Origin of the sequence: Bacillus sp. MD-5, from assembly GCF_002201875.1 — a bacterium.
Taxonomy (GTDB): domain Bacteria; phylum Bacillota; class Bacilli; order Bacillales; family Bacillaceae; genus Bacillus; species Bacillus stercoris.
The window spans coordinates 3,658,011-3,681,234 of record NZ_CP021911.1 but is presented as its reverse complement, the minus strand read 5'-3'; the positions used below and the strand labels follow the sequence as shown (position 1 = coordinate 3,681,234).

At 46.3% G+C, this 23,224-nt stretch carries 24 protein-coding genes; 19 read left to right on the top strand and 5 right to left on the bottom strand.

Annotated features, from left to right (window positions below; genetic code table 11):
• Complete coding sequence (gene vpr / locus CDO84_RS18615) at positions 1-2,421, bottom strand: serine protease Vpr (RefSeq protein WP_040081460.1); 2,421 nt, start codon at positions 2,419-2,421, stop codon at positions 1-3.
• 530 nt (positions 2,422-2,951) lie between these two features.
• Here vpr and CDO84_RS18610 point away from each other — a divergent pair.
• Both CDO84_RS18610 and sacT read left to right on the top strand, forming a co-directional pair.
• Entirely contained in the window at positions 2,952-3,254 is a 303-nt protein-coding gene (locus tag CDO84_RS18610) for a hypothetical protein (RefSeq protein ID WP_003222155.1), read from the top strand.
• A 39-nt stretch (positions 3,255-3,293) separates the two neighbouring features.
• Positions 3,294-4,124: a sac operon transcriptional antiterminator SacT gene (gene sacT, locus CDO84_RS18605; protein ID WP_040081462.1), complete on the top strand. Its 831-nt coding sequence runs from the start codon at positions 3,294-3,296 to the stop codon at positions 4,122-4,124.
• Between the two features lie 39 nt (positions 4,125-4,163).
• Here sacT and CDO84_RS18600 read toward each other — a convergent pair whose 3' ends face one another.
• Positions 4,164-4,934: a formate/nitrite transporter family protein gene (locus tag CDO84_RS18600; RefSeq protein WP_040081463.1), complete on the bottom strand. Its 771-nt coding sequence runs from the start codon at positions 4,932-4,934 to the stop codon at positions 4,164-4,166.
• A 300-nt stretch (positions 4,935-5,234) separates the two neighbouring features.
• Here CDO84_RS18600 and scrA point away from each other — a divergent pair, with 300 nt between their 5' ends.
• From scrA to CDO84_RS18585, 3 genes are all read left to right on the top strand, one after another.
• The gene (scrA, locus tag CDO84_RS18595) at positions 5,235-6,620 is read left to right on the top strand and encodes a PTS system sucrose transporter subunit IIBC (protein WP_040081465.1); all 1,386 of its coding nucleotides are present in this window, start codon (positions 5,235-5,237) and stop codon (positions 6,618-6,620) included.
• Positions 6,617-8,056, top strand: coding sequence for a sucrose-6-phosphate hydrolase (gene sacA, locus CDO84_RS18590; RefSeq protein WP_040081466.1), 1,440 nt, complete (start codon positions 6,617-6,619; stop codon positions 8,054-8,056). Before scrA ends, sacA begins: the two co-directional genes overlap by 4 nt.
• A gap of 93 nt (positions 8,057-8,149) precedes the next feature.
• Positions 8,150-8,398: a hypothetical protein gene (locus CDO84_RS18585; protein WP_014665831.1), complete on the top strand. Its 249-nt coding sequence runs from the start codon at positions 8,150-8,152 to the stop codon at positions 8,396-8,398.
• 89 nt (positions 8,399-8,487) lie between these two features.
• On the opposite strand, the gene CDO84_RS18580 is transcribed toward CDO84_RS18585, so the two are convergent.
• The gene (locus tag CDO84_RS18580) at positions 8,488-9,303 is read right to left on the bottom strand and encodes a bifunctional hydroxymethylpyrimidine kinase/phosphomethylpyrimidine kinase (RefSeq protein WP_014665830.1); all 816 of its coding nucleotides are present in this window, start codon (positions 9,301-9,303) and stop codon (positions 8,488-8,490) included.
• Positions 9,304-9,446: 143 nt separating this feature from the next.
• Between CDO84_RS18580 and CDO84_RS18575 the strand changes: the two genes are divergently transcribed.
• The 5 genes from CDO84_RS18575 to CDO84_RS18555 all read left to right on the top strand — a co-directional run bounded on the left by CDO84_RS18575 (position 9,447) and on the right by CDO84_RS18555 (position 12,574).
• The gene (locus CDO84_RS18575; protein ID WP_040081468.1) at positions 9,447-9,785 is read left to right on the top strand and encodes a PadR family transcriptional regulator; all 339 of its coding nucleotides are present in this window, start codon (positions 9,447-9,449) and stop codon (positions 9,783-9,785) included.
• Positions 9,778-10,413, top strand: coding sequence for a permease prefix domain 1-containing protein (locus CDO84_RS18570; RefSeq protein WP_040081469.1), 636 nt, complete (start codon positions 9,778-9,780; stop codon positions 10,411-10,413). The genes CDO84_RS18575 and CDO84_RS18570 overlap by 8 nt, the downstream gene beginning before the upstream one ends.
• A 47-nt stretch (positions 10,414-10,460) precedes the next feature.
• A complete protein-coding gene (locus CDO84_RS18565; RefSeq protein ID WP_040082493.1) occupies positions 10,461-10,994 on the top strand; it encodes a hypothetical protein in 534 nt (177 codons plus the stop codon).
• 82 nt (positions 10,995-11,076) lie between these two features.
• Positions 11,077-11,883 carry a glycosyltransferase family 2 protein gene (locus tag CDO84_RS18560; protein WP_040081471.1) on the top strand — a complete coding sequence of 269 codons (807 nt, stop codon included), beginning with the start codon at positions 11,077-11,079 and terminating at the stop codon, positions 11,881-11,883.
• Positions 11,884-11,896: 13 nt separating this feature from the next.
• Positions 11,897-12,574, top strand: a complete 678-nt coding sequence (locus tag CDO84_RS18555) for a uracil-DNA glycosylase (RefSeq protein ID WP_040081472.1) — start codon at positions 11,897-11,899, stop codon at positions 12,572-12,574.
• Positions 12,575-12,598: 24 nt separating this feature from the next.
• On the opposite strand, the gene CDO84_RS18550 is transcribed toward CDO84_RS18555, so the two are convergent.
• Positions 12,599-13,969 carry an aldehyde dehydrogenase gene (locus CDO84_RS18550; RefSeq protein WP_040081473.1) on the bottom strand — a complete coding sequence of 457 codons (1,371 nt, stop codon included), beginning with the start codon at positions 13,967-13,969 and terminating at the stop codon, positions 12,599-12,601.
• 166 nt (positions 13,970-14,135) lie between these two features.
• Between CDO84_RS18550 and CDO84_RS18545 the strand changes: the two genes are divergently transcribed.
• The 3 genes from CDO84_RS18545 to CDO84_RS18535 all read left to right on the top strand — a co-directional run bounded on the left by CDO84_RS18545 (position 14,136) and on the right by CDO84_RS18535 (position 16,228).
• Complete coding sequence (locus CDO84_RS18545; protein ID WP_040081475.1) at positions 14,136-14,453, top strand: YwdI family protein; 318 nt, start codon at positions 14,136-14,138, stop codon at positions 14,451-14,453.
• 19 nt (positions 14,454-14,472) lie between these two features.
• The gene (locus CDO84_RS18540) at positions 14,473-15,795 is read left to right on the top strand and encodes a purine/pyrimidine permease (protein ID WP_040081477.1); all 1,323 of its coding nucleotides are present in this window, start codon (positions 14,473-14,475) and stop codon (positions 15,793-15,795) included.
• A 61-nt stretch (positions 15,796-15,856) separates the two neighbouring features.
• Complete coding sequence (locus tag CDO84_RS18535) at positions 15,857-16,228, top strand: DUF423 domain-containing protein (protein ID WP_040081478.1); 372 nt, start codon at positions 15,857-15,859, stop codon at positions 16,226-16,228.
• A gap of 43 nt (positions 16,229-16,271) precedes the next feature.
• Here CDO84_RS18535 and gerQ read toward each other — a convergent pair whose 3' ends face one another.
• Positions 16,272-16,808 carry a spore coat protein GerQ gene (gene gerQ / locus CDO84_RS18530; RefSeq protein ID WP_040081480.1) on the bottom strand — a complete coding sequence of 179 codons (537 nt, stop codon included), beginning with the start codon at positions 16,806-16,808 and terminating at the stop codon, positions 16,272-16,274.
• Between the two features lie 319 nt (positions 16,809-17,127).
• Between gerQ and spsA the strand changes: the two genes are divergently transcribed.
• The 6 genes from spsA to CDO84_RS18495 are packed head-to-tail and all read left to right on the top strand — an operon-like array spanning position 17,128 to position 23,223.
• Positions 17,128-17,898 (top strand): spore coat dTDP-glycosyltransferase SpsA, encoded by a 771-nt coding sequence (gene spsA, locus CDO84_RS18520; protein WP_040081481.1) that lies wholly within the window; start codon positions 17,128-17,130, stop codon positions 17,896-17,898.
• 4 nt (positions 17,899-17,902) lie between these two features.
• Positions 17,903-19,327: a CDP-glycerol glycerophosphotransferase family protein gene (locus CDO84_RS18515; RefSeq protein ID WP_040081483.1), complete on the top strand. Its 1,425-nt coding sequence runs from the start codon at positions 17,903-17,905 to the stop codon at positions 19,325-19,327.
• A gap of 20 nt (positions 19,328-19,347) precedes the next feature.
• A complete protein-coding gene (locus CDO84_RS18510) occupies positions 19,348-20,517 on the top strand; it encodes a DegT/DnrJ/EryC1/StrS family aminotransferase (RefSeq protein ID WP_014665817.1) in 1,170 nt (389 codons plus the stop codon).
• Complete coding sequence (locus CDO84_RS18505) at positions 20,518-21,387, top strand: GNAT family N-acetyltransferase (RefSeq protein WP_040081484.1); 870 nt, start codon at positions 20,518-20,520, stop codon at positions 21,385-21,387.
• Positions 21,387-22,508: an N-acetylneuraminate synthase family protein gene (locus tag CDO84_RS18500; RefSeq protein ID WP_040081486.1), complete on the top strand. Its 1,122-nt coding sequence runs from the start codon at positions 21,387-21,389 to the stop codon at positions 22,506-22,508. Before CDO84_RS18505 ends, CDO84_RS18500 begins: the two co-directional genes overlap by 1 nt.
• Positions 22,501-23,223, top strand: coding sequence for a glycosyltransferase family protein (locus tag CDO84_RS18495; protein ID WP_040081487.1), 723 nt, complete (start codon positions 22,501-22,503; stop codon positions 23,221-23,223). Before CDO84_RS18500 ends, CDO84_RS18495 begins: the two co-directional genes overlap by 8 nt.
• Position 23,224 lies beyond the last annotated feature (1 nt).

Below are 23,224 nucleotides of genomic sequence, written 5' to 3'. Positions count from 1 at the left end.
TTATTCAACAGTGAAAGGCTCTTCGGTCAAAACCTGGCTTGATTTGCCTTTGTTCGCGGCATAGGCGAGCAAGTAATACTCTCCGGCCGGAAGCTTGGTTCCGCCATTAATCGTGCCGTCCCAGTCAAAGTACTGATAACCTTTATCTGAATTTTTATAAATGCCTGCTTGGCCTGCGAAATCAAGATTGCTGTCATAGACGAGGAACGCCAGCTCTTCCGCTCCCGCAGGAAGGTAGGTTTCAATTTGATAGGTGCCTTGTACAGACCCTTCACTGACGGAGACAGATGTGACTCTCGGATAATCGGGCTCTTTCACAATCAGCAGTGTAGGTACCTTAGCGACCGTTTTTCCGCCTTCTCTGACGATAACTGTACCTTCATAGGTGCCTGCTTTTGTTTTCTTCGTATTGACTTTTACTTTTGCAGTGGCTTTTCCGGTTTGATGTGCCGGAATCACAACACGGCTTGTCCCGGATGTGGAGATGCCGCTGCCATTAAATGAATATTCCAGTGTGTATGACTTTCTAATGGAAGATTGATTTTCAATCGTAAACGTTTCTTTTTTCGTTTCATTTCCGTTTTCCTTCAAGAATGTGCCGTATGAATAGCTTCCAGGTGAGACGAGCGAATCGGCTTTGATCGCGTTCATAATTCTTGCGCTGCCCGCGCCTTGGGCATTATGCGGATATACTTCCCCATCGCCATCCTTTAAAGTGACGGCGGTATTCATGATGGCAGCTTTAATCTGTTCAACGCTCCATTTTGGTTTGGCTTGTTTAATGACGGCAACTGCTCCGGCGATATGAGGCGATGCCATGCTTGTTCCTTGTTTTGATCCGTAGCCGTAAGGATGCTCAGGATTGTGTGTGGGGATCGTGCTGACGATATTGACGCCTGGCGCGGAAATATCAGGCTTAATCATCCACGTATCCATAACAGGGCCGCGTGATGAGAAATCAGCCACTTGTTCACCGAGCGCTTTTGAGACCGTCAATTTGAATGTTGTTTTTGTCTCACCAGCCTTCAGGGCGCTGACGAGTTTTTCGCCGTCTTCTAATGAAAGCTTAATCGTTGGGACAGACATGCCCGGCACATTGGCTTCAATTTCTCCAGAGAAGTTGTTATACACAACCATGCCGATGGCACCGGCCTTTTTAGCGTTATCCGCTTTATCCACAAATGCAATGCTGCCTCGTTTGACAACGGCGACTTTGCCTGTCAGGTCTTTTCCTTCAAAGTCCTTTGCTTCGCCGATTCCCGCTTCGACGAGCTCAACTTCTTTGTTATTGAGTGCTTTGACTTCGTCCTCCTTGTTATAGCCCATCACTTTTGCTGAAGAGTAGGAGCCGAATTTGACGGCGTATTCATTGAGCGGCAGCTGAGTCGCACCGACAGAAATCGCTTCTCTTGATGTGCCAGGCGATCCGACTGTCCAGCCGTTCGGTCCGCTGTTGCCGTTTGATGTAACAGCGACAACCCCTTCTGACATGGCCCAGTCAAGTGCTGTGCTTGTCGCCCAGTCCGGGTTGTTTAAAGAGTTTCCGAGAGACAGGTTCATCACATCTGCTCCGTCCTGTACAGCGCGTTCCACGCCCGCAATGACGTTTTCCGATGTCCCGCTTCCACCAGGGCCTAACACACGATAAGCAAGAAGTGTGGCATCAGGCGCTACACCTTTAATCGTTCCGTTTGCAGCCACAGTTCCGGCTACGTGTGTGCCGTGGTCCGTTGCACCGCCCCTTGGATCGCCGGTTGGTGTTTCTTTTGGATCGTAATCATTGTCCACAAAATCGTATCCTTTATATTGTCCAAAGTTTTTCTTCAGATCTGGGTGATTGTATTCAACCCCAGTATCGATAATCGCCACCTTGACGCCTTTTCCTGTGTAGCCTAAATCCCATGCATCGTTTGCTCCGATATAAGGCGCACTGTCATCCATTTGCGGAGATACGGCGTCTTCGGAGATCGTGACGTCTTTATCCTTCATATTGTCTGTTTTATACGTGACGTTCGGGTATACTGCCTTCACGTCTTTTACCGCGAGAAGTTTTGGAATCTCATTAGCTGGGAGTTTCATAGAGAAGCCTGAGAATACCTGCTCATATTCCCGGTTTACTTTTCCGTTTTTCACCGCTTTGATTGCTTTGTTTTTTGCTTTTGTGCGAGCGGTTTTCAGCTTGCTTTTCGATTGGCTTTCTCCAGCTTCCTTCGCTTCTGCCAAGGATTTTTCTTTTAATTCCACTATAACGGTTGTTTTTTTGCTTGTTGTCATATCGATATCACCGAATATCTCGGCTTTTTCCAGGTCAGCCGACGTTTTTGAAGACGGCGGTGCTGCCTTGACGCCCGTAACACCTGTGGATAACGTAAAAAATAAGACGAAACTGACAAGCAGAAAGCGAATGATCCCCTTTTTCAATGTGTTTCCCCCTTTGTATTTAGAAAAAATGTGAAAGATCTAGTATATATTTCTTGAAAATTCAAAAAAATCCTTGTGTCATTTGGACCATTTATTGGATTTTGTTTGTGTATAAGGAAGGAGTTATACACAGAACCCTGTGCATAAGTGAATAAACCTGTGTATATATATAGTTGGGAATAAATGTTCGTATACAAAATATAGATAGAGTTTGTGGACATGTGGATATCTCTTGTGATTAAGTTGTTCTTATCTTTGGGATAACTTGTGTATAAAGTTTTCAAAGCCGTTCTCCAATTTTCATTTCAATTCTTTCAGCTTTCAACAAAACTTCTAAAAACTAGTTGGTTTTTTCACTCATATTGTGACAAAGAATTCTCTTTCAACGGTCTATCATAGAGTCATGAGTTTTGCTAGAGCTGCTAGTTTGCGAGAAAAGAAATCGGCCGTCTTTTCCTGCGGGCTGCGGCTGAGAAAACGGGCTGCTAAAAAAGGCTGCCTGCCAAAAAGAAGCGGAGGGATGTTTTTCTATGAAACGTTTGCTTGTATCTTTACGGGTGTGGATGGTCTTTTTGATGAACTGGGTGACGCCGGACAGAAAAACTGCGGCTGCCGCGGTCTACTCGGCTCAGCGTACATACCAAAGAAAGGCGGCGGTGCAAGCCGCGGGACTTGTTTCGTTTTATGAATGGCGGATGGCTGTGAATGAGGAAGAAAAACAGAAAGCGAAAGCCGCCGCGCTTTATAAAAGAAGGTGTTTGCAAGCCTTCAAGGAATCGCCAAAGCAGGAGAGAGCGGGCCCGCATCTTTACATGGCGGTCAAAAGGAGGTAAAATCCCAGTCAAAAGCAAATTGGCGGGAGAGATAACCTCTTGAAAATCTATAAAGTATTAAACAACAATGCGGCTTTAATAAAAGAGGATGATCAGGAAAAAATCGTGATGGGACCTGGAATCGCTTTTCAAAAAAAGAAAAATGATCTCATCCCTATGAATAAAGTGGAAAAAATCTTTGTCGTGCGCGACGAGAATGAAAAATTCAAACAAATCCTGCAAACACTGCCGGAGGAGCATATAGAGATAGCTGAGGATATCATCAGCTATGCGGAAGGGGAGCTCGCGGCGCCGCTGAGCGACCACATTCATATCGCGCTTTCTGACCATTTATCCTTTGCGATCGAAAGGGTTCAAAATGGGCTGCTTGTGCAGAATAAATTGCTGCATGAGATAAAAGCGCTCTATAAAAAAGAATACGAGATCGGCCTAGGGGCGATCGGACATGTAAAAGAGACATTGGGCGTGTCTCTGCCTGAAGATGAAGCGGGTTATATTGCCCTTCACATCCATACGGCCAAGATGGATGCGGAGAGCATGTATTCAGCGCTGAAGCATACGACCATGATCAAAGAAATGATAGAGAAAATAGAACAATACTTTAATCGAAAGGTGGATGAAAACAGCATTTCCTATCAACGCCTTGTCACGCATTTGCGATACGCGGTCAGCCGGTTGGAATCAAATGAAGCGCTCCATCATATGGACGAGGAGATGCTTTATTTCATCCAAAAAAAGTATTCATTTGCCTATCAATGTGCGCTGGAGCTGGCGGAGTTTTTGAAAAATGAATATCAATTACATTTGCCGGAATCCGAGGCCGGCTATATCACGCTGCATGTCCAGCGTCTTCAAGATCTCTCGGAATAACCGCTTTGACTTGCAGGGAGTGATCTCTGGAAGTTTTTTTTATTGATCAGGATTGAGTGTGTAGTACATCCAGCCCATCATGACCATTCCAGCGGTCAGATTCCCGAGCGTAACGGGAATTAAGTTTCTGACTGCTCCCATCAGTGTCACTGTATCAGGGTGCTCGACCAAAAGTGAGATGGCGAATGTGCACATATTGGCAATGCTGTGTTCAAAGCCGGAAATAAAGAAGCAGAAAACGAAAAGCATCATGGTAAAGAGCTTTGCGCCTTCCCCTTTGAGAGCCATTGGAATGAAAAAGGCGAGGCACACAAGCCAATTGCACAGCAATCCTCTGAAAAACAGCTCGGAAGCCGGCGGCTCCATTTTGTGTTCTGCCAGATGAATCAAAAAGGAATGTACGGAAGACTCCTCAAAAAGCCCTGTCGCGCTGATCAGGATGGCAAACAAAATGGCGCCGATTAAATTGCCGGCATAGCTTGATATCCACAAGTACAGGGTGTCGCGCCAGCGGAGTTTTTTTCGGAGCGCAGTATAGGTGAAATAAAAGGTATTGCCGGTAAATAAATCTCCGCCTCCGTAAGCGATCAGCACAATAGCGGCCCCGAAAGTGACAGCGGCTGCCGGAAAGGCAAATGGAGAATCAGCCATAAAGAAATAGCTGCCGGTTTTACTTGCGGCTGTAATGCCAAAACCAATAAACATACTGGCCAAAATGGACCGTAGCACATAACGGATTTTGCTTGAAGCGAATATGTTTTGTTTTTTCAAAGCGTACTGTTCAACCTTTTGCAATGCTTGAGTTTCCATGGTCTTTTCCTGCTTTCTATCATGATTGAGCATAGTATAGCATGATATTGTGAACTATTTCACAAATATTTTTTACGAATTTTTGTCTACATGTTTTATCAAACTATTTAACTAAAAAGTAGTTGACGAAAACGCTGTCATGTTTTATGATGAAAGCGTATTCTCAATCTGAATAAGCGGGATTGTGACTGGTAAAGCAGGCAAGACCTAAAATTTGCGAAATGAAAAAAGGATCACTGTGTCCTTTATTCGTTGGCGAATTTTAGGTCTTTTTTGTTTAAATAAAAGGGGGAGAAACAGATGGATTACAAAGAGACTGCAAAACGCCTCATTGAGCTTCTCGGAGGGAAAGATAACATTATCAGCGCGGCTCATTGTGCAACAAGACTGCGTTTAGTGATGAAAGATGAATCAAAGATAGATCAAGCACAGGTTGAAGAGCTTGATGGTGTCAAAGGGGCCTTCAGCAGCTCTGGCCAGTACCAGATCATTTTCGGAACAGGTCTTGTGAATAAAGTATTCGATGCTTTTTCTAAAGAAGCTGATATTGAGCGTGAGGAACACGTCAATCATCAGGATGCGGCAAAAGAAAAGCTGAATCCCGCTGCGAGATTTGCGAAAACGCTTTCTAATATTTTTGTCCCAATTATCCCGGCTATTGTGGCCAGCGGCCTGTTAATGGGATTGCTGGGTATGATCAATGCGTTTCATTGGATGAGCAAGGATTCTGCGGTTTTTCAGCTGCTTGATATGTTTTCAAGTGCAGCATTCATTTTCTTGCCGATTCTAATTGGAGTAAGCGCTTCAAAAGAATTTGGCAGCAACCCGTACTTGGGAGCGGTCATTGGGGGAATCATGATTCATCCAAACCTTTTGAATCCATGGGGTTTGGCTGAAGCGACACCTGATTATATGCATCTTTTCGGATTGGATATCGCGCTTCTAGGCTATCAGGGAACTGTCATCCCTGTTCTGCTGGCGGTTTATGTAATGAGCAAGGTAGAGAAATGGACAAGAAAAGTGGTTCCGCATGCGGTGGATTTGCTTGTTACACCTTTTGTTACTGTAATTGTCACCGGGTTTGTTGCTTTTATCGCGATTGGCCCTCTGGGGAGAGCGCTTGGCTCCGGGATTACGGTTGCTTTAACTTATGTGTATGACCATGCCGGTTTTGTTGCAGGTTTGATTTTCGGGGGCACGTATTCACTCATCGTGCTGACAGGTGTTCATCACAGCTTCCATGCGATTGAGGCGGGGCTAATTGCAGATATAGGCAAAAACTACTTGCTGCCGATCTGGTCAATGGCGAATGTCGCACAGGGCGGGGCCGGCCTTGCCGTCTTCTTTATGGCCAAAAAAGCAAAGACAAAAGAAATCGCGCTTCCGGCTGCATTTTCCGCTTTTCTCGGCATTACTGAGCCCGTCATATTCGGAGTCAACCTTCGCTACCGAAAACCGTTTATCGCCGCGATGATCGGAGGCGCATTGGGCGGTGCTTATGTCGTCTTTACTCATGTTGCTGCAAACGCTTATGGGTTAACGGGTATTCCGATGATCGCCATTGCTGCGCCGTTTGGCATGGGCAACTTGATTCACTATCTGATTGGGATGGCCATTGCGGCAGTGTCAGCGTTCATTGCAGCATTTGTTATGAAGATTAATGAGGATGAGGGGAGAAAAAAATGACAGCACATGATCAGGAGCTTCGTCGCCGGGCTTATGAAGAGGTGGAGAAAAAAGAGCCTATCGCTGACAGCGATCCGCATCGCCAGCATTTTCACATCATGCCGCCGGTTGGGCTGCTGAATGACCCGAATGGCGTGATTTATTGGAAGGGCACCTATCATGTATTCTTTCAGTGGCAGCCGTTTCAGACGGGGCACGGCGCGAAATTTTGGGGGCATTATACGACACAGGATGTTGTGAATTGGAAGCGGGAAGACATTGCGCTCGCTCCGAGTGATTGGTTCGATAAAAACGGCTGCTACTCGGGCAGCGCTGTTCCGAAAGATGATCAGCTCTATCTGTTTTACACAGGAAATGTCAGGGACCAGGAGGGAAATCGGGAAACGTATCAATGCCTTGCTGTTTCTGACGACGGGCTGTCCTTTGAGAAAAAGGGTGTTGTCGCCCGTCTCCCGGAAGGATACACGCCCCATTTTCGCGACCCGAAGGTATGGGAGCATGAAGGTACATGGTATATGGTGATTGGTGCGCAAACGGAAAATTTGAAAGGGCAGGCTGTATTGTTTGCTTCTGATAACCTGAAGGAGTGGAGATTTCTTGGCCCGATAACTGGCACGGGATTCAACGGGCTGGACGATTTTGGATACATGTGGGAATGCCCTGATTTGTTTACCCTTCAAGGATCCGACGTGCTGATTGTCTCGCCTCAAGGGCTTGAGGCTGACGATTTCCTTTATCAGAACGTGTACCAGTCAGGTTATTTTGTCGGGCGTCTCGATTATAACAAGCCTGAACTGAAGCATGGTGATTTTAGGGAGCTTGATCAAGGTTTTGATTTTTACGCGCCGCAAACACTTGAAGATGATCAGGGCAGACGAATTTTGTTTGCATGGATGGCTGTGCCTGACCAGGATGAAGGATCTCATCCGACGATTGACTATCATTGGATTCACTGCATGACGCTGCCGAGACAGCTGACAATATCAGGCGAGAAGCTGATTCAGCAGCCGCTGCCTGAGCTGAAAGCCATGCGTAGGAACGAGAAGAAATTACAAATCCACATGCACGAATCATCTGGCACACTTCCAGTGGAAAACGCTGAAAGAGCTGAGATCTTGCTGGAAGACATTTATACGGAGTCCGGTTTTTCAATCAGTATCCGCGGAACGGCTTCGTTTTCCTTCCATAAAGACGAGGGGATTGTTACGCTGGAACGGACGAGCTTCGACGGAAAAAGAAAAGAGTCGAGACATTGCCGCATCAAGGATTTGCATACCGTGCACATGTTTATCGACGCATCCTCTGTTGAAATCTTTATCAATAACGGAGAAGAGGTCTTTAGTGCGAGATATTTTCCTTTCCCGGGAAATCATAAAGTAACAGCCAGTTCGACCGGGAAATCTGAAATGAATGTCAGAATTTGGACCCTTGTGTAGAAAATCCTTCTATTTTCTTATGTGAAATCTAAGCCATCTGTGCTATTCTTCAACGATAACCTACTATTTTTTTCTGTAAAAGGAGTTGTTTTCTTGAATATACATGAACAGAAGATAACACCGGCATGTTTGGAAAAGGCTGCGGACCAAGTTGAAGATAAGCGGGAAGAATATAAGGATGTGCTGCTTCAGCTGAAAAAAATGCTTGGCGGAACAACACCGCACAGTGAAACGGCGGAAATTCTCACGCGGGCATATGAACAAATGAAGGAATATGCACTTTTTGTTCAGTCGATAGAAGCATTTTTGAGGAAATCTGCAAATAATTTAAAAATCAAATAAACAGGCTGCCGAGGGGATCGGCAGTTTTTTCTGTGAAAAGTCTTCGGTGATTTAAAAGCGGCTGCCTCTCAGTAAGGCAGCCGCTTTTTTTATGATTGTTGATTCAGGCGCAGCGCAGAATGCTTCGTAGGTCCGACATACTGGTTTAACGGGAAGGATTCTTTAATGGCAGCTGTGATGAATTCTTTCGCTGCGTAAATGGCTTCTTTGACTTCCGCACCTTTGGCAAGCTCCGCTGTCACGGCTGCTGAGAATGTACAGCCTGCGCCATGTGTATAAGGCGTATCGATCATTTCGCTTTCAAGAACTTCCGCTGTTTCACCGTCATAGAGAACATCAACGGCTTTCTCATGTTTGAGTTTGCCTCCGCCTGTAATGACGACATATTGAGCGCCGAGTGCATGAATTTTTTTCGCGGCTTCGATCATATCGTCAACTGTTTTTAGTTCATCCATGCCGCTGAGCTGGCTGGCTTCAAACAAGTTTGGCGTAATGACAGTGGCTAGCGGAGCCAACTGCTCACGCAGGGCTTGGGCATGCTCTGGATAAAGGACTTCATTAGCACCTTTGCAAACCATAACCGGGTCAATTACCACATTTTTTAATTGTTTTTCTTTGATTGTTTTTGCTGCAAGCTCGATAATGTCAACGGTTGGCAGCATTCCTGTTTTCATGGCGTCCACACCGATGCCGTCCGTAATCGTTGCAAGCTGGGCGCGGATTGTATCCGTATCGATCGGGAATACCTGGTGGTCCCAGCTGTTGTTCGGGTCCATCGCAACGATCACCGTTAAGGCGGTCATCCCGTATACGTTTTTTTCTTGAAATGTTTTTAAATCAGCTTGAATCCCAGCACCGCCGCTGGAATCTGAGCCGGCAATGGTGAGTGCTTTATGCATAGACATGTCTTGAACCTCCATCGTGTTTTGTCTTTCATTATAGTTAGATTTTCTCTGTATCACAATATAGAAGGTCTATAGGAATCATTTGACAATACTGAGGGGCTTTCGTAAAATGCTACATAAGAAAACTAGGTAGGGGTTTTGTGATGTTAAATCGTGAGCTGGTTAAGGGAAGCACGGTTATATTGGTATTGACGCTTCTGAACGAGCGGCCGATGTACGGCTATGAGCTTGTAAAAGAAATGGGGAACCGCAGCGGAAATGAGCTGCAGATGAAAGAAGGGACCTTGTATCCTTCTCTTCATAAGCTTGAACGCCAAGGATATATTTCTTCATACTGGGAGAAGCAGGAGAAAGGGCCGGACCGCAAATATTACCGGATTACAGATGAAGGCAAAGAGGTGCTGGCGGAACGTACGAAGGAATGGAGCGTATTTTCGGCCATGATGGACCGATTGCTGAAACGGAGCGGGCAGAATGGATAAAGAAACGTATTTATCTGAAATCAAAAACGGGCTTAAAGGGCTTCCAGAAGCCGAGGCGATGATAGAAGAAATTGAGAGCCATATTGAACAGCATCTGTTTCGCTCTTTTCAGGCAGGGAAGAGTGAGGAGGAAGCTATGCAGACTTTATTGCAGGCATTTGGAACACCAACTGATATTGTTTCTTCGTTTAAGAAAAAACAGCCAGTAACATTCCGTGCGTTTTTGATGTTCCATCTTTTCTTTAACTGTGCCCTATTCGCTGTCGGCATTGCGATAACAATCATGCATGTATGGCTTGAATCACCGTTTGTTCAAGCGGTATGGAAAGGCATTTCTGTTTCTGTTTGGATGATCTTAGCTGCATATATCATCTACTGGGTGCTGATTGGGTATCAAGGGGTAAGGGAGTTTGGAAAACGCGGAGAAAAGCTTGTTTTACATACGATTCTGATTTCAATGGTGCCAAACGTCATTTTTATGCTTGTTTTTTTGTTCAATGTAATTCCTGGTGCGCTGTTTCAATCCTTGCTGACTCCTTGGTTTGTCGGAACTTGCGCTTGTGCAACACTGTTATTTCCTCTATTTGGCCGAATGGGCTGTTATATTGGCAGGCGTCAGCTTGCCTGATTTTTTGATATTATACATAGAATTTCTATGTAAAGGTGGTGTTTGTTCTGAAGCTTAGGTCTTGTTTATATGGTTTTGTCGCTCATGGGGCAGTATTTTTATTTACTGGCGGCTGTATGCTCTTGGCTATGGCAGCCAGCTTGCCTTTTGTTTTTCTGATTGATTGGCTCCCGGATACCGTATTTATAGCGGGTACTATTCTTTTGCTGTTATGCTCATATGCTTACGTCTGGTTTTTGGCGGTTCGGTTTGCATATAACCAGAAAATGCGTCTGTTCGAGGTTCAATTAGGGTCATTTCTGTTACTGGCCTTCATAGTCTCTTTGTTTTTACTCGATGGATCGAGTATGACAGACATACTCCGGAATTGGGACGATACAGGCTGTGCTTTTGTTCCCCCGGCATTTGCGTTTTTGTGTTTTTCTTATGCACTGGTGTTGCTGCCAGTATATCAATCTAAGCTGTGGCGACTTATCCTTCCGAATGGCGTCCGTCTGAAAGATCTCTTTCATGTCATGGGAGATCTGATGCTGATCATGGTACTTCTGATTGGAGCCACTTTGCTGTTTCTATCATTCTAGTTTCAGTAGGATATTCCCACTGATCTCCTGTCCAATATATGTTTTAATAGTACATGACTATGAAAATGAGAAGGAGAGCATCATGAAGATTTCTATCGTAATTGTGACCTATAATCGGATTCCGGCTTTGTGTGAGCTTTTGGAGTCGATTTCCCGCCAGACCTTGAAGCCGTATGAAATTATTATTGTGAATGATGCGGGGGAATCGGTCGTGCCAGTCAAAGCACTGTATCCGGAGCTGCCGATTGCTGTCATCAATTTAGAAAAGAACTCGGGGCATGTGGCTGCGAGAAATGCCGGTGTAAAAGAGGCGTCTGGCGATTGCATTATGCTATGTGATGACGATGATTTCTTTACGCCAGGGCATGTGGAGAGAATGGCGAAGGAAATAGAAACGGCAGATTTCGTTCATTCTGATGCGGAAATTGTCTCGTTTGAAGAGAAAAACGGAACAAGATATCCTGTTTCACGGAAGCTGTTTGCTTATACCGCTGACTATGAGGATATGAGAGTGTTCTCTACATATGTGCCGTCGGGCAGCATGTACAGACGTTTCTTGCATGATGAAATCAGGTATTTCGATGCTGATGTGCACAATTATTGGGACTGGGATTTTTATTTACGCGCGGCCAAGGATTACCGGGTGAAGCGTGTCCCTTGCGCCAGTGTGATTTATGCCTTCAGTGACGCGGGAGACAATCAGTCTGCGGACCTTGGCGCCAAGCGGAAGCAATATTTGGATCGGTTAAGTGAAAAGCACGGACTCGGAGAGCTGCCGACGAAAAACTTTGCCGTCCTGCTTGAAGAGCCTGAGATGAAAAGGCGGGAAGCAAAAAGTGAAATGGTTTGGGATGGCGAACCTGTTTATTCCAGACTTCATCGTTCGTAAGGAGGCCTGAATCTTGAAACAGCTTTTACAAGACAGCTGGTGGGATCAGCTAAAGGAAGAGTTTGAGAAACCGTATTATCAAGAGCTCAGAGAAATGCTGAAGCGGGAATACGCGGAGCAAACGATTTATCCGGACAGCCGGGACATTTTCAATGCGCTGCATTATACGTCCTATGATGATGTCAAGGTCGTCATTCTGGGGCAAGATCCGTATCACGGGCCAGGACAGGCTCAAGGCTTAAGCTTCTCCGTAAAGCCGGGTGTAAAGCAGCCGCCTTCGTTAAAAAATATTTTTCTTGAGCTGCAGCAGGACATCGGGTGCAGCATCCCAAATCACGGATCGCTTGTGAGCTGGGCAAAGCAAGGGGTTCTTTTGCTGAATACTGTGCTGACAGTAAGGCGCGGACAGGCGAATTCCCATAAGGGAAAAGGCTGGGAGCGTCTGACAGACCGGATTATCGATGTGCTGAATGAAAGAGAGCGGCCGGTTATCTTTATTTTGTGGGGACGGCATGCTCAAATGAAAAAAGAACGGATCGACACGTCCAAGCATTTTATCATTGAATCAACACATCCCAGCCCGTTTTCTGCAAGAAACGGATTTTTCGGGAGCAGACCGTTTTCCCGGGCGAATGCTTATTTGGAGAAAATGGGAGAGGCGCCGATTGATTGGTGTATTAAGGATTTGTAAAAAGCGCAGGTGATCTGCGCTTTTTTATTTGAGTATTTTTCGAATCATTCGCAGCCCGTTTTTGGAGGAAGGATAACGAAATGCGAAGTCGAAGCGGTTCGTTTGTTTGACGATGCTTTTTTTGTGCGTAAACGTGTTAAAGCTGTCAAATCCGTGATAGCTGCCGATGCCGCTTTCCCCGACGCCGCCGAATGGCAAATACGGCGTCGCAACATGCATTAACGTATCATTGACACAGCCTCCGCCAAACGACAGATTCTCTAAAACAGCACGCTCAGTTTCTTTGTTTGTGGTGAAGAGATACAGGGCGAGCGGCTTTGGGCGCGATTGGACTTTCTCAATGACTTCCCCGATATCACGGTATGTAAAGAGCGGAAGAATCGGCCCGAAAATCTCCTCCTGCATCACTGGAGAGTCATCCCTCACTTGTTCGAGAATGGTCGGCGCGATTTTGTGGTGATCAGGATCGGATTGTCCGCCTGTGAGCGGGATGCCATCATTCAGAAAGCTGAGCAGCCGCTGATAGTGCCGTTCACTGACGATTTTCCCGTACTGCGGATTTCGTTCAGGCTGAGGGCCGTAAAATTCTCTGATTGCATGCTTCATTTCTTCCGCCAGCTTCGTTTTGATGTCCTCGTGGACAAATAAATAATCCGGTGCGATGCAGGTTTGTCCCGCATTTGTAAATTTCCCGAAGACGATGCGTTTTGCGGCAAGCCGTATGTCAGCATCCTTATGGACGATGCAGGGGCTTTTTCCGCCGAGCTCCAAGGTTACGGGAATTAATTGTTTGGCGGCGGCCTCCATGACGACTTTTCCCACGGCTACGCTGCCTGTAAAGAAAATGTAGTCAAAGGGCTGCTGTAATAATGCCGTGCTGACGTCGGGCCCGCCTTCTGCCATAGCGACATAATCGGTCGGAAAAACGCTGCTGATGAGTTTCGAAAGTGCAGCGGAAACAGCCGGCGTATATTCTGACGGTTTGAGAACGACCGTGTTCCCCGCCGCAATGGCTCCAATCAACGGGGAAAGCGCCAGCTGCAAGGGATAGTTCCAAGGCGCAATCACCAAAACGGTTCCATACGGCTCAGGGATGATGATGCTCTTGGAGCCTAGATGAGTCAGTGGCGTTTTGACTCGTTTCGGCTTGGACCATTTTTTCAGCCGTTTCATGACAAAGCTGATTTCCTCCAAGATGATTCCGATTTCTGTTGAGTACGCTTCTTGCTCAGATTTGTGGAGATCCTGGTAGAGAGCGGCTATGAGATCGGCCTCATGAGTTTTGACAGCTTGTTTCAGCTTCTGCAAAATGTTCAGTCTCGATTCAAGCGGTCTCGTATGTCCCGCTGCAAAATAGGCTTTGTGCTTGCTGATGATAGAGGGGATGCTGTTCATTCCGTCTCTCCTTTTTGTAAGGTATGGTGATTTATTATGTGAAAAATTTCTTCTGCTTGTCAATTGCGCAAGGTTTGTCAGAAAAAATAACAAACTCATTTCTGCGTTCACGGCAGGAATTTGATAAAATGCAGGAAGATAACATTTATTTTTTGGAGGGTGCTTCATGAACATTCATATATCTGCTTTGATTCAAAAGATGGAAGAAGAGCTGAAAAAAGCAAAAACGGCTGAACGAGATGAGGAGCTGAAGCGTTATGTAGCGGTTGTCCGTTCTCTGTGTGATGTCGTGCTTGATCAGCCGGAGACCGCGAGCGCGCCCCGCATACAGCCGAGCGTTACGCCAAGTCCTGCCTCGCCGCCATCGACAGACCAGTTGATGATGGAAAAAATGATGGGGAGCGCGGGATTAAACAAATATCGAAAGCAAGAAAAAGAGAAGCAGGAAGAGGACGGAAACGGAGAGTCTTTATTTGATTTTTAAAGAGAGAGGTTGAGCTTACGTGAAATTGGTTCTTGGCGCGCTGCAATGGACAGCGTTTATCATTGCTGCGGCGATTGTTGTTCCGGTGGCGGTTGCCCAGTCGTTTCATCTGGATCACTCAGATTCTGCGAGATTGATTCAAAGCACTTTTTTTGTACTGGGAATTGCCGCCGTTATTCAGTGTTTGAAAGGCCACAGACTGCCGATCAATGAAAGCCCCGCCGGTTTGTGGTGGGGAGTGTATACGATCTACGCAGGGCTGACGGGAACTGTGTTTGCGACATATGGAGACACACTGCGGGGGTTGCAGGGAGCTCTTCTTGTAAGCGCTGTATGTTTCTTTTTGTTAAGTGTTTTCAAGGTCATTGACCGGCTTGCAAAATTGTTTACTCCGGTTGTCACGGGCGTCTATTTATTGCTTCTTGTGATGCAGCTGAGTCAGCCCATTATAAAAGGAATTCTCGGGATCGGCTATCGAAAGGACGGGGTGGACGGTCTTGTATTTGGTTTGGCGCTTGTTGTGATCGCAGCCGCCTTTATGATGACAAATTCGAATATCATGTTTTTCAAGCAATATTCTATTTTATTAGCCTTGTTTGGCGGATGGGTGCTGTTTGCGGCTGCCGGGGCGGCAAAGCCGATTGAAATGCCGGACCGGCTGTTTCAGCTGCCCTCCCTGTTTCCTTTTGGGACTCCGTTATTTAACAGCGGCCTGATCATCACTTCTATATTTATTACCATCTTGCTGATCGTGAATATGCTGGCGAGCATGAAGGTCGTGGACATCGCCGTGAAAAAATTCAGCAAACAGCCTGATGGAAAGCATCATGAACGCCATGCCGGTTTTGCCGCTTCATTCAGCCATTTGCTTAGCGGCTTGACGGGTGCCATTGCCCCGGTTCCGATTTCGGGAGCCGCAGGTTTTATTGAAACAACCAAAATGCCTTCTAAAAAACCGTTTATGCTCGGCAGTATTCTGGTTATCGTGATCAGCGTGATTCCGTTTTTTATGAATACGTTTGCGAGCCTGCCGTCACCTGTCGGATTCGCGGTGAATTTTGTTGTTTTCTCCGCAATGGGCGGTCTGGCCTTTGCCGAATTTGATTCATATGAGAAAGAAGAATTAAAAAGGGTGCGGTCTGTCATCGGCATCTCGCTGCTGACAGGGGTCGGTATCATGTTTGTTCCTGAAACTGCGTTAAAAGGATTGCATCCGGTATTTATTTCTCTGTTAAGCAACGGGCTCGTATTAGGGACGCTTGCTGCAATAGGGGCTGACCAGTTCCAGCTTTGGCGCAGGAGAAAATCCGACAATCTCGTGTCAACGGAGAACAAACATTGAATTTTGGTGCAGGTGCGATAAGATAAATGATATGAGTTTAACGAAAAGGCGGGAGAGATAGATGAAAGTTTTTATCATATTAGGGGCCATTAACGCCCTGCTTGCTGTGGGGCTCGGAGCATTTGGCGCTCACGGATTAGAAGGGAAAATACCTGATAAATATCTTCAGGTTTGGCACACAGGCGTGCAGTATCATATGTATCACGCTCTGGGGCTTTTCGTTGTCGCGTTTCTGGCAGATAAATTATCCGGCGTAGGCAGCGTCACGACAGCCGGATGGCTGATGTTTGCGGGAATCGTGCTGTTCTCTGGAAGCCTATATATTCTAAGTGTGACGCAAATCTCCATTCTTGGCGCGATCACTCCGCTCGGCGGTGTGGCGTTTATTATTTCTTGGATTATGGTTGTTGTCGCAGCCGTCAAATATCTCTAAATAAAAAAAGCCAATCCTCATATATGAGTGATTGGCTTTTTTCTTATCTTGGCGAATAGGACGCCATGGAATATGGATACGTATAAGCAATTTCTTCATCAAACGTAATGTAATCGAGGTAGATTGTCAGGAGAAGATAGCGTGTTCCTGATTTCGGGTCGCTGATAATGATGTGATCCCGGCCCGCTGCTTCGATGACGCCGCGAAAGATCTTCGAGCCCCATTCCTTGCTGTTTTCAAATGTCATATAAATGGTGGCCGTTTTTCCCCGATTCAGTCGCAAAATATTTTCGATGTAAGATTCCTCAACAGGCAGCATGCCGGGAACGCTTTGGCCTGGTGCTGATGGTGTAGGCCCCGAAGGAATTTGAAACCCGCTGCCCTGCTGCTGGCCCGGGAATCCAAATCCCTGCTGTCCTTGCTGTCCCTGCTGCATTGGCATCATTGGCTGCATCCCCATCGTCTGCATTTGTGACCCTTGGCCTTGCTGCGGGTAAGGGTTGGCGCCAAACTGAGGCTGATACCCCTGCATATTATCAAATCCCTGCATTTGCTGGTATTGATTTTTTTTCGGTTTCATATCGTTCCTCCTTTTTATGAAAGCCATTCAAAACATGTTCTGGATGTATAGGTGAACGCTCCGCGATGACTCACCTCCGATGGAAAACGATCTTAGTCGCTGGTGCGATTTTTATCTCTTTCACCTTATGAGGCTGATGCTTGGAATATGCTGAAAAAGAACAGCGGACGGATCAGATTTCACTCTGGGCAGCCGCTGTTTTTCATAGACATACACAAACTTTTCGCATATTGGTTTGTATCCCTAGCGCAACTTGAGCGTAAGCAACATAAGATAACGATAGTTTCAGGTGTGAAGTTCCAAGAAGGAGGTGTAGGATTTGCCGAAAGTGTCAGTCATTATGACGAGCTATAACAAAAGCGATTATGTGGCAAAGTCCATTTCTAGCATACTCTCACAAACGTTTTCAGATTTTGAATTGTTTATTATGGATGACAACTCCAATGAAGAGACGCTGAATGTAATCCGTCCTTTTTTGAATGATAACCGAGTGCGTTTTTATCAAAGCGATGTATCTGGAGTAAAGGAAAGAACAGAAAAAACAAGGTACGCGGCACTGATCAATCAGGCAATTGAGATGGCGGAAGGTGAATATATCACCTATGCGACGGATGACAACATCTATATGCCGGACCGGCTCCTGAAAATGGTGCGGGAGCTCGATGCCCATCCTGAGAAGGCTGTGATTTACTCAGCCTCCAAAACCTATCATTTAAACGAGCATCGCGACATTGTAAAAGAAACGGTCAGGCCTGCCGCTCAAGTGACATGGAACGCGCCGTGCGCCATCGATCATTGCTCGGTGATGCACAGATATTCGGTGCTTGAGAAGGTGAAGGAGAAGTTTGGCTCCTATTGGGATGAAAGCCCGGCGTTTTACCGTATAGGAGATGCCCGGTTCTTTTGGAGAGTCAATCATTTTTATCCATTTTACCCGCTGGATGAGGAGCTGGACCTGAATTATATTACCGACCAATCGATTCACTTTCAGCTGTTTGAATCAGAAAAAAACGAATTTGTCAGGAACCTGCCTTCGCAGCGAAATTGCCGAGAGCTGCGTGAATCATTAAAAAAGCTTGGAATGGGGTGAGAGCTTGTCGGCCTATTTAAGCAATTATTGGGTGCTGTACCGGAAGTATGTCGAGCTTTTTGACAAACTTCGCTACAAAGGGATTCCGCTTGGGCTTATCAGTAATTTTTATCAATACATCAGCCCTGAGCTGAGGGTGATGATGGAAGAAGAACCGGAGTTATTCGGACCGGTGGATCAGCATATTGATGAGGGGCAGATTCAGCCGTTTTTTGAAGAAAGAATCCAAAACATCGTTAAAACAAATGACGAACCTGTTAAAGGGAAAGTCATTTTGCACTTTGATTACCTGCGTTTTTCAAACGAAAATTACTATCAATTTGATCCTGAAAAAACCGCTGTTCTGGCCAGATGGAGTTTGCCGCATTATTGTGATCTGCCTGTGATTAGCAAGCGGGAGATTGCCGAATCATGCCAAAAAGGCGATTCGAAGCCTTATCTCGAAACAGCCTGTTCGATTCTCGCCCCTTATGATGACCACCCGGCATTTGGTGATCAAGCGTTTCGTGACCGGCTTTTCAAAGACATTCCTTTATTTATAGAGGCTATTGATACAGTTGATGCGCTGTTTGAACAGGAAAAGATTTCAGCTGTTATTGTCGGTACGGCAGAAGATATTTACAGCAGGGTGCTCGCTCTCATGTGTCAAAGGAAAGGGACCGTCAGCATTTGTCTTCAGCATGGCGCGTTGATGGGAGATGAAGCCTTCATTCCTGTTTTTACAACCTATCAAGCAGTTTTCGGTGCGTATGAAGCAGAGTGGTTCTTACGAAAAGGCTGTAAACCCGAGCAGATTCTAGTAACGGGACATCCCCGCTTCGATCAGATTTTTAACAGAACACCAATGGATATGTCCATATTCTATCGAAAACTTGCTTTTCACCCGTCTAAAAAAATTGTGCTCATTGCCACTCAGCCCTTTTCAGAAGATTTTTATTCCGGTGTGCTGGAAGGGCTTTCTGATCAGAAGCAGCTGCAAATCATCATCAAACCCCATCCGTGGGAAATTGGGAAAAACAAGCTTGATCTGTATCACGCAGCGGCGAAAAAACATCAAGCATGCAGAGTCATCAAAAAGGAGCTCGACCTTTATGACTTGCTGCCGTATGCTGATGCCGCAGTGACGCAAACCTCAACAGTCGGGCTCGAAGCCATGCTGTTTCAAAAGCCTGTGCTGATCGGCAAATCATCCGGAAATCGTTCGTATCCGTACTATGAATCTCTTGGCGATTTTATGTTTGACCAGCCGGATGAACTGGCACACACCTTGGTTGAGGTTCTTCGAAGCCCTGACGTGCATCAAAAAGCGGAAGAGGCGCGTCTGGCATTCATAGCGGCTAATTATCCGGTGGCAGAATCAACAAACGCTTTATTTACGGAACTGAAAGCCAAAACAGGGGTTGATTATAGGCGGGAAGATACTGAATAAAATGATAGGAGCGCAAAGAAATGGTGCAAAAGAGAAATCATTTTCTCCCTTACTCATTGCCGTTAATCGGTAAGGAAGAAATTCAGGAGGTTACTGAAACGCTTGAATCGGGATGGCTCTCCAAAGGCCCGAAGGTTCAGCAGTTTGAAAAAGAGTTTGCCGCATTTGTCGGGGCGAAACACGCCGTGGCGGTGAATTCATGTACCGCAGCTTTATTTTTGGCTTTGAAAGCAAAAGGAATCGGCCCTGGGGACGAGGTTATTACCTCCCCGCTTACGTTCAGCTCGACCGCCAATACGATTATTCATACAGGAGCGACGCCTGTGTTTGCGGACATTGACGAAAACACGCTCAATATTGACCCGGTAAAGCTTGAGGCAGCCGTCACACCGCGAACGAAAGCAGTTGTACCTGTCCACTTTGGCGGGCAGTCCTGCGATATGGATGCGATTTTGGCAATTGCCCAAAAACATGGTTTATTCGTGCTGGAAGATGCGGCGCATGCGGTATATACGACTTATAAGCACAGAATGATCGGTTCGATCGGGGATGCGACGGCATTCAGCTTTTACGCCACCAAAAACCTGGCGACAGGGGAAGGTGGCATGCTCACGACAGATGATGAGGAGCTTGCTGATAAGATTCGTGTGCTAAGCCTTCACGGCATGAGTAAAGCCGCATGGAACCGTTATTCTTCAAATGGCAGCTGGTACTATGAAGTCGAATCGCCCGGCTATAAGATGAATATGTTTGATTTGCAGGCGGCTCTTGGACTTCATCAGCTGAAACGGCTGGATGATATGCAGAAACGGAGAGAAGAGATTGCCGGTCGCTATCAAACCGCTTTTCAGCAGATTCCGGGGCTGATCACACCGTTTGTTCATGATGACGGCAGACACGCCTGGCATTTATATGTTCTGCAAGTTGATGAAAAAAAGGCTGGGGTTACGCGAAGCGAAATGATTACGGCTCTAAAGGATGAATACAATATCGGCACGAGCGTTCATTTTATTCCAGTACACATTCATCCGTATTATCAAAAACAATTTGGATTTAAGGAATCGGACTTCCCGAATGCCATGAATTACTATAAACGAACCCTTTCCCTCCCGCTTTATCCGTCAATGTCTGACGACGATGTACATGATGTCATTGAAGCTGTGCGGGATATCGTAAAAGGGGCTGGTTAAGTGTATACGGTAAAAGAACATGTCTCCAAAGAGGTGATTGAGGAATTTCTCCAAAGCAGACAGCTTACATTGGATGTTCCGTATCAATTTTCCCTCGGCCTTTTTGAAAACAGCAGGCTCCAAGGCGTATTGCTTTACGAAGATTCTTTGTGGGAAAGCAAGGTGCTTCAGAAGAAAGTCATGAATGTCAAACTTCTTGCGGCGAACAGCACCGGGCAGCTGAAGAGGCTGTTTGAAGCTTTTTATTCTGTACGCCAAATGGATGAAACGGATTTTATCTTTGTCCGTGTTCCGGCTGAAGATATCGGAGCCGCGCATGTGATACAGCAGCAGCCGTCCTCTTACTTTGTCGGCAGTTTGCTGAAGCTGGCGATGCCTCCGTCTTTTTATGACAAAACCCCGCCATTTTTTGAACTGGGCCCGCCTGAGCCCGGAGACACAGAAGCGATATGTGAGCTGGCCCGAGACTCGTTTACAAAAAGCAGATATTTTCAGGACCCTCATCTCAGCCGCGATGCAGCAAACAACATTTTTCAGGAGTGGACACGAAACAATCTGAATGGAAGGGCGGCGGTTAATATTGTCGCTAAACACAATGGCGAGGTCATCGGCTATCTTCAGGGCTTATCAAGGGATGATGAGTGCATTCTCGATTTGATGGCTGTAAAGCCGGGATTTGAAGGAAAACGCATTGCCTTTCATTTATTGGCGAATCTCATAGAACAACCGGAGACCCAGAAGCATAGAACGGTAACAGCGGGGACGCAGCTTCACAATGTAAGGGCGATCCGCCTTTATGAACGAATGGGCTTCACCGCTGAACAATCGTATTACTATTATCATATTTGGCCGGGCAAGGAGGCGAAATAATGGCAAAGTTTCAGATTGCGAATAAAACTGTAGGCCATGACGCTCCTGTATTTATTATCGCCGAGGCGGGGATTAATCATGACGGGAAGCTTGATCAGGCTTTTGCGCTGATAGATGCCGCGGCGGAAGCGGGAGCGGATGCCGTGAAATTTCAAATGTTCCAGGCTGATAGGATGTATCAGAAAGATCCTGGTTTGTACAAAACGGCAGCGGGCAAGGACGTCTCTATTTTTTCTTTGGTTCAATCTATGGAAATGCCCGCTGAGTGGATTTCACCGTTATTGGATTACTGCCGCGAAAAGCAGGTAATCTTTTTAAGCACGGTATGTGACGAAGGGTCAGCTGATCTGCTTCAGTCCACCTCACCGAGCGCTTTTAAAATCGCATCCTATGAAATTAACCATCTCCCGCTGCTCAAATATGTTGCCAGGCTGAATAGGCCGATGATTTTCTCGACAGCCGGAGCTGAAATCTCTGATGTTCAAGAAGCTTGGAGCACCATCAGGGCAGAGGGAAACAATCAAATTGCCATAATGCATTGTGTGGCGAAATACCCTGCACCGCCGGAGTACAGCAACCTTAGCGTCATTCCGATGCTTGCCGCCGCTTTTCCTGAGGCGGTGATCGGCTTCTCGGATCATAGCGAGCATCCGACAGAAGCGCCATGTGCCGCGGTTAGGCTTGGAGCAAGACTGATAGAAAAGCATTTTACGGTCGATAAAAATCTGCCGGGTGCCGACCACTCGTTTGCATTAAATCCGGATGAATTGAAAGAAATGGTCGATGGCATCAGGAAAACGGAGGCTGAGCTGAAACAGGGGATCAAAAAGCCGATCTCTGAAAAACTGCTTGGCAGTTCATACAAAACAACAACCGCCATCGAAGGAGAAATCAGAAATTTTGCATACAGAGGCATTTTTACAACAGCTCCGATTCAAAAAGGTGAGGTCTTTAGTGAAGACAATATCGCAGTGCTTCGGCCCGGACAAAAGCCGCAGGGACTGCACCCGAGATTTTTTGAACTGCTGACCGGCGGTGTTCGGGCTGTAAGAGACATCCCCGCCGACACAGGCATTGCCTGGGATGACATTTTAATGAAGGACAGCCCGTTTCATGAATGACATTCTCTTTATCATTCAAGCGAGAATGGGTTCAACAAGGCTGCCGGGAAAAGTGCTTCGACCGATTGGATCGGATCGTTTACTTGATATTCTCGTTCATCGCGTCCGGAAAAGCGCGTTTTACCAAAAGGATCGGGATAATCTTGTCATTGCCACGTCTGACAAAGAAACCGACGACATATTAGAGGCGCATTGCATCAAACATGGCTATCGCGTTTTCCGCGGGAGCGAAGAACGTGTTCTCGATAGGTTTGTCAAGGTCATAGAGGCTGTCAAACCGTCAGTTATCATCCGGTTAACGGGTGATAATCCGTTTGTTGATCCAGAGCTGCTCGATGTAATGATTAAGGCGCACTTTGATCAAGGCGCGGATTATACGTATCTCCTGAATGCCCCATTAGGGATTTGCGGCGAAGTGGTCAACGCCAAGCTGTTAACAGACATCAGCCGCATTCAGGCCTTGGAGGATCAATATCAGGAGCATGTCACATTATATGTGAGAGATCACCCAGCTCTTTATCACGTCCAGTTTTTAGAAGCACCGGAACGGTTTCGCGCCCCTCAATACCGGTTGACCATTGATACAAAAGAAGACTATGAATCGATAAAGGCCCTCTATCAAAAAGCAGGCGAGCGCCCCGATGTATCAGCCTCTGAGCTCATCAGCATTCTGAACCGAAACTCTGATGCGGCGATCGAACGAGAGGATGACTAGC

Bases quoted from the DNA above. Each gene is read 5' to 3' on its own strand.
- CDO84_RS18610 (WP_003222155.1), top strand. From the start codon at position 2,952: ATGAAACGTTTGCTTGTATCTTTACGGGTGTGGATGGTCTTTTTGATG.
- CDO84_RS18600 (WP_040081463.1), bottom strand. From the start codon at position 4,934: ATGGAAACTCAAGCATTGCAAAAGGTTGAACAGTACGCTTTGAAAAAA.
- scrA (WP_040081465.1), top strand. From the start codon at position 5,235: ATGGATTACAAAGAGACTGCAAAACGCCTCATTGAGCTTCTCGGAGGG.
- sacA (WP_040081466.1), top strand. From the start codon at position 6,617: ATGACAGCACATGATCAGGAGCTTCGTCGCCGGGCTTATGAAGAGGTG.
- CDO84_RS18580 (WP_014665830.1), bottom strand. From the start codon at position 9,303: ATGTCTATGCATAAAGCACTCACCATTGCCGGCTCAGATTCCAGCGGC.
- CDO84_RS18575 (WP_040081468.1), top strand. From the start codon at position 9,447: ATGTTAAATCGTGAGCTGGTTAAGGGAAGCACGGTTATATTGGTATTG.
- CDO84_RS18570 (WP_040081469.1), top strand. From the start codon at position 9,778: ATGGATAAAGAAACGTATTTATCTGAAATCAAAAACGGGCTTAAAGGG.
- CDO84_RS18560 (WP_040081471.1), top strand. From the start codon at position 11,077: ATGAAGATTTCTATCGTAATTGTGACCTATAATCGGATTCCGGCTTTG.
- CDO84_RS18550 (WP_040081473.1), bottom strand. From the start codon at position 13,969: ATGAACAGCATCCCCTCTATCATCAGCAAGCACAAAGCCTATTTTGCA.
- CDO84_RS18545 (WP_040081475.1), top strand. From the start codon at position 14,136: ATGAACATTCATATATCTGCTTTGATTCAAAAGATGGAAGAAGAGCTG.
- CDO84_RS18535 (WP_040081478.1), top strand. From the start codon at position 15,857: ATGAAAGTTTTTATCATATTAGGGGCCATTAACGCCCTGCTTGCTGTG.
- gerQ (WP_040081480.1), bottom strand. From the start codon at position 16,808: ATGAAACCGAAAAAAAATCAATACCAGCAAATGCAGGGATTTGATAAT.
- CDO84_RS18510 (WP_014665817.1), top strand. From the start codon at position 19,348: ATGGTGCAAAAGAGAAATCATTTTCTCCCTTACTCATTGCCGTTAATC.
- CDO84_RS18500 (WP_040081486.1), top strand. From the start codon at position 21,387: ATGGCAAAGTTTCAGATTGCGAATAAAACTGTAGGCCATGACGCTCCT.
- CDO84_RS18495 (WP_040081487.1), top strand. From the start codon at position 22,501: ATGAATGACATTCTCTTTATCATTCAAGCGAGAATGGGTTCAACAAGG.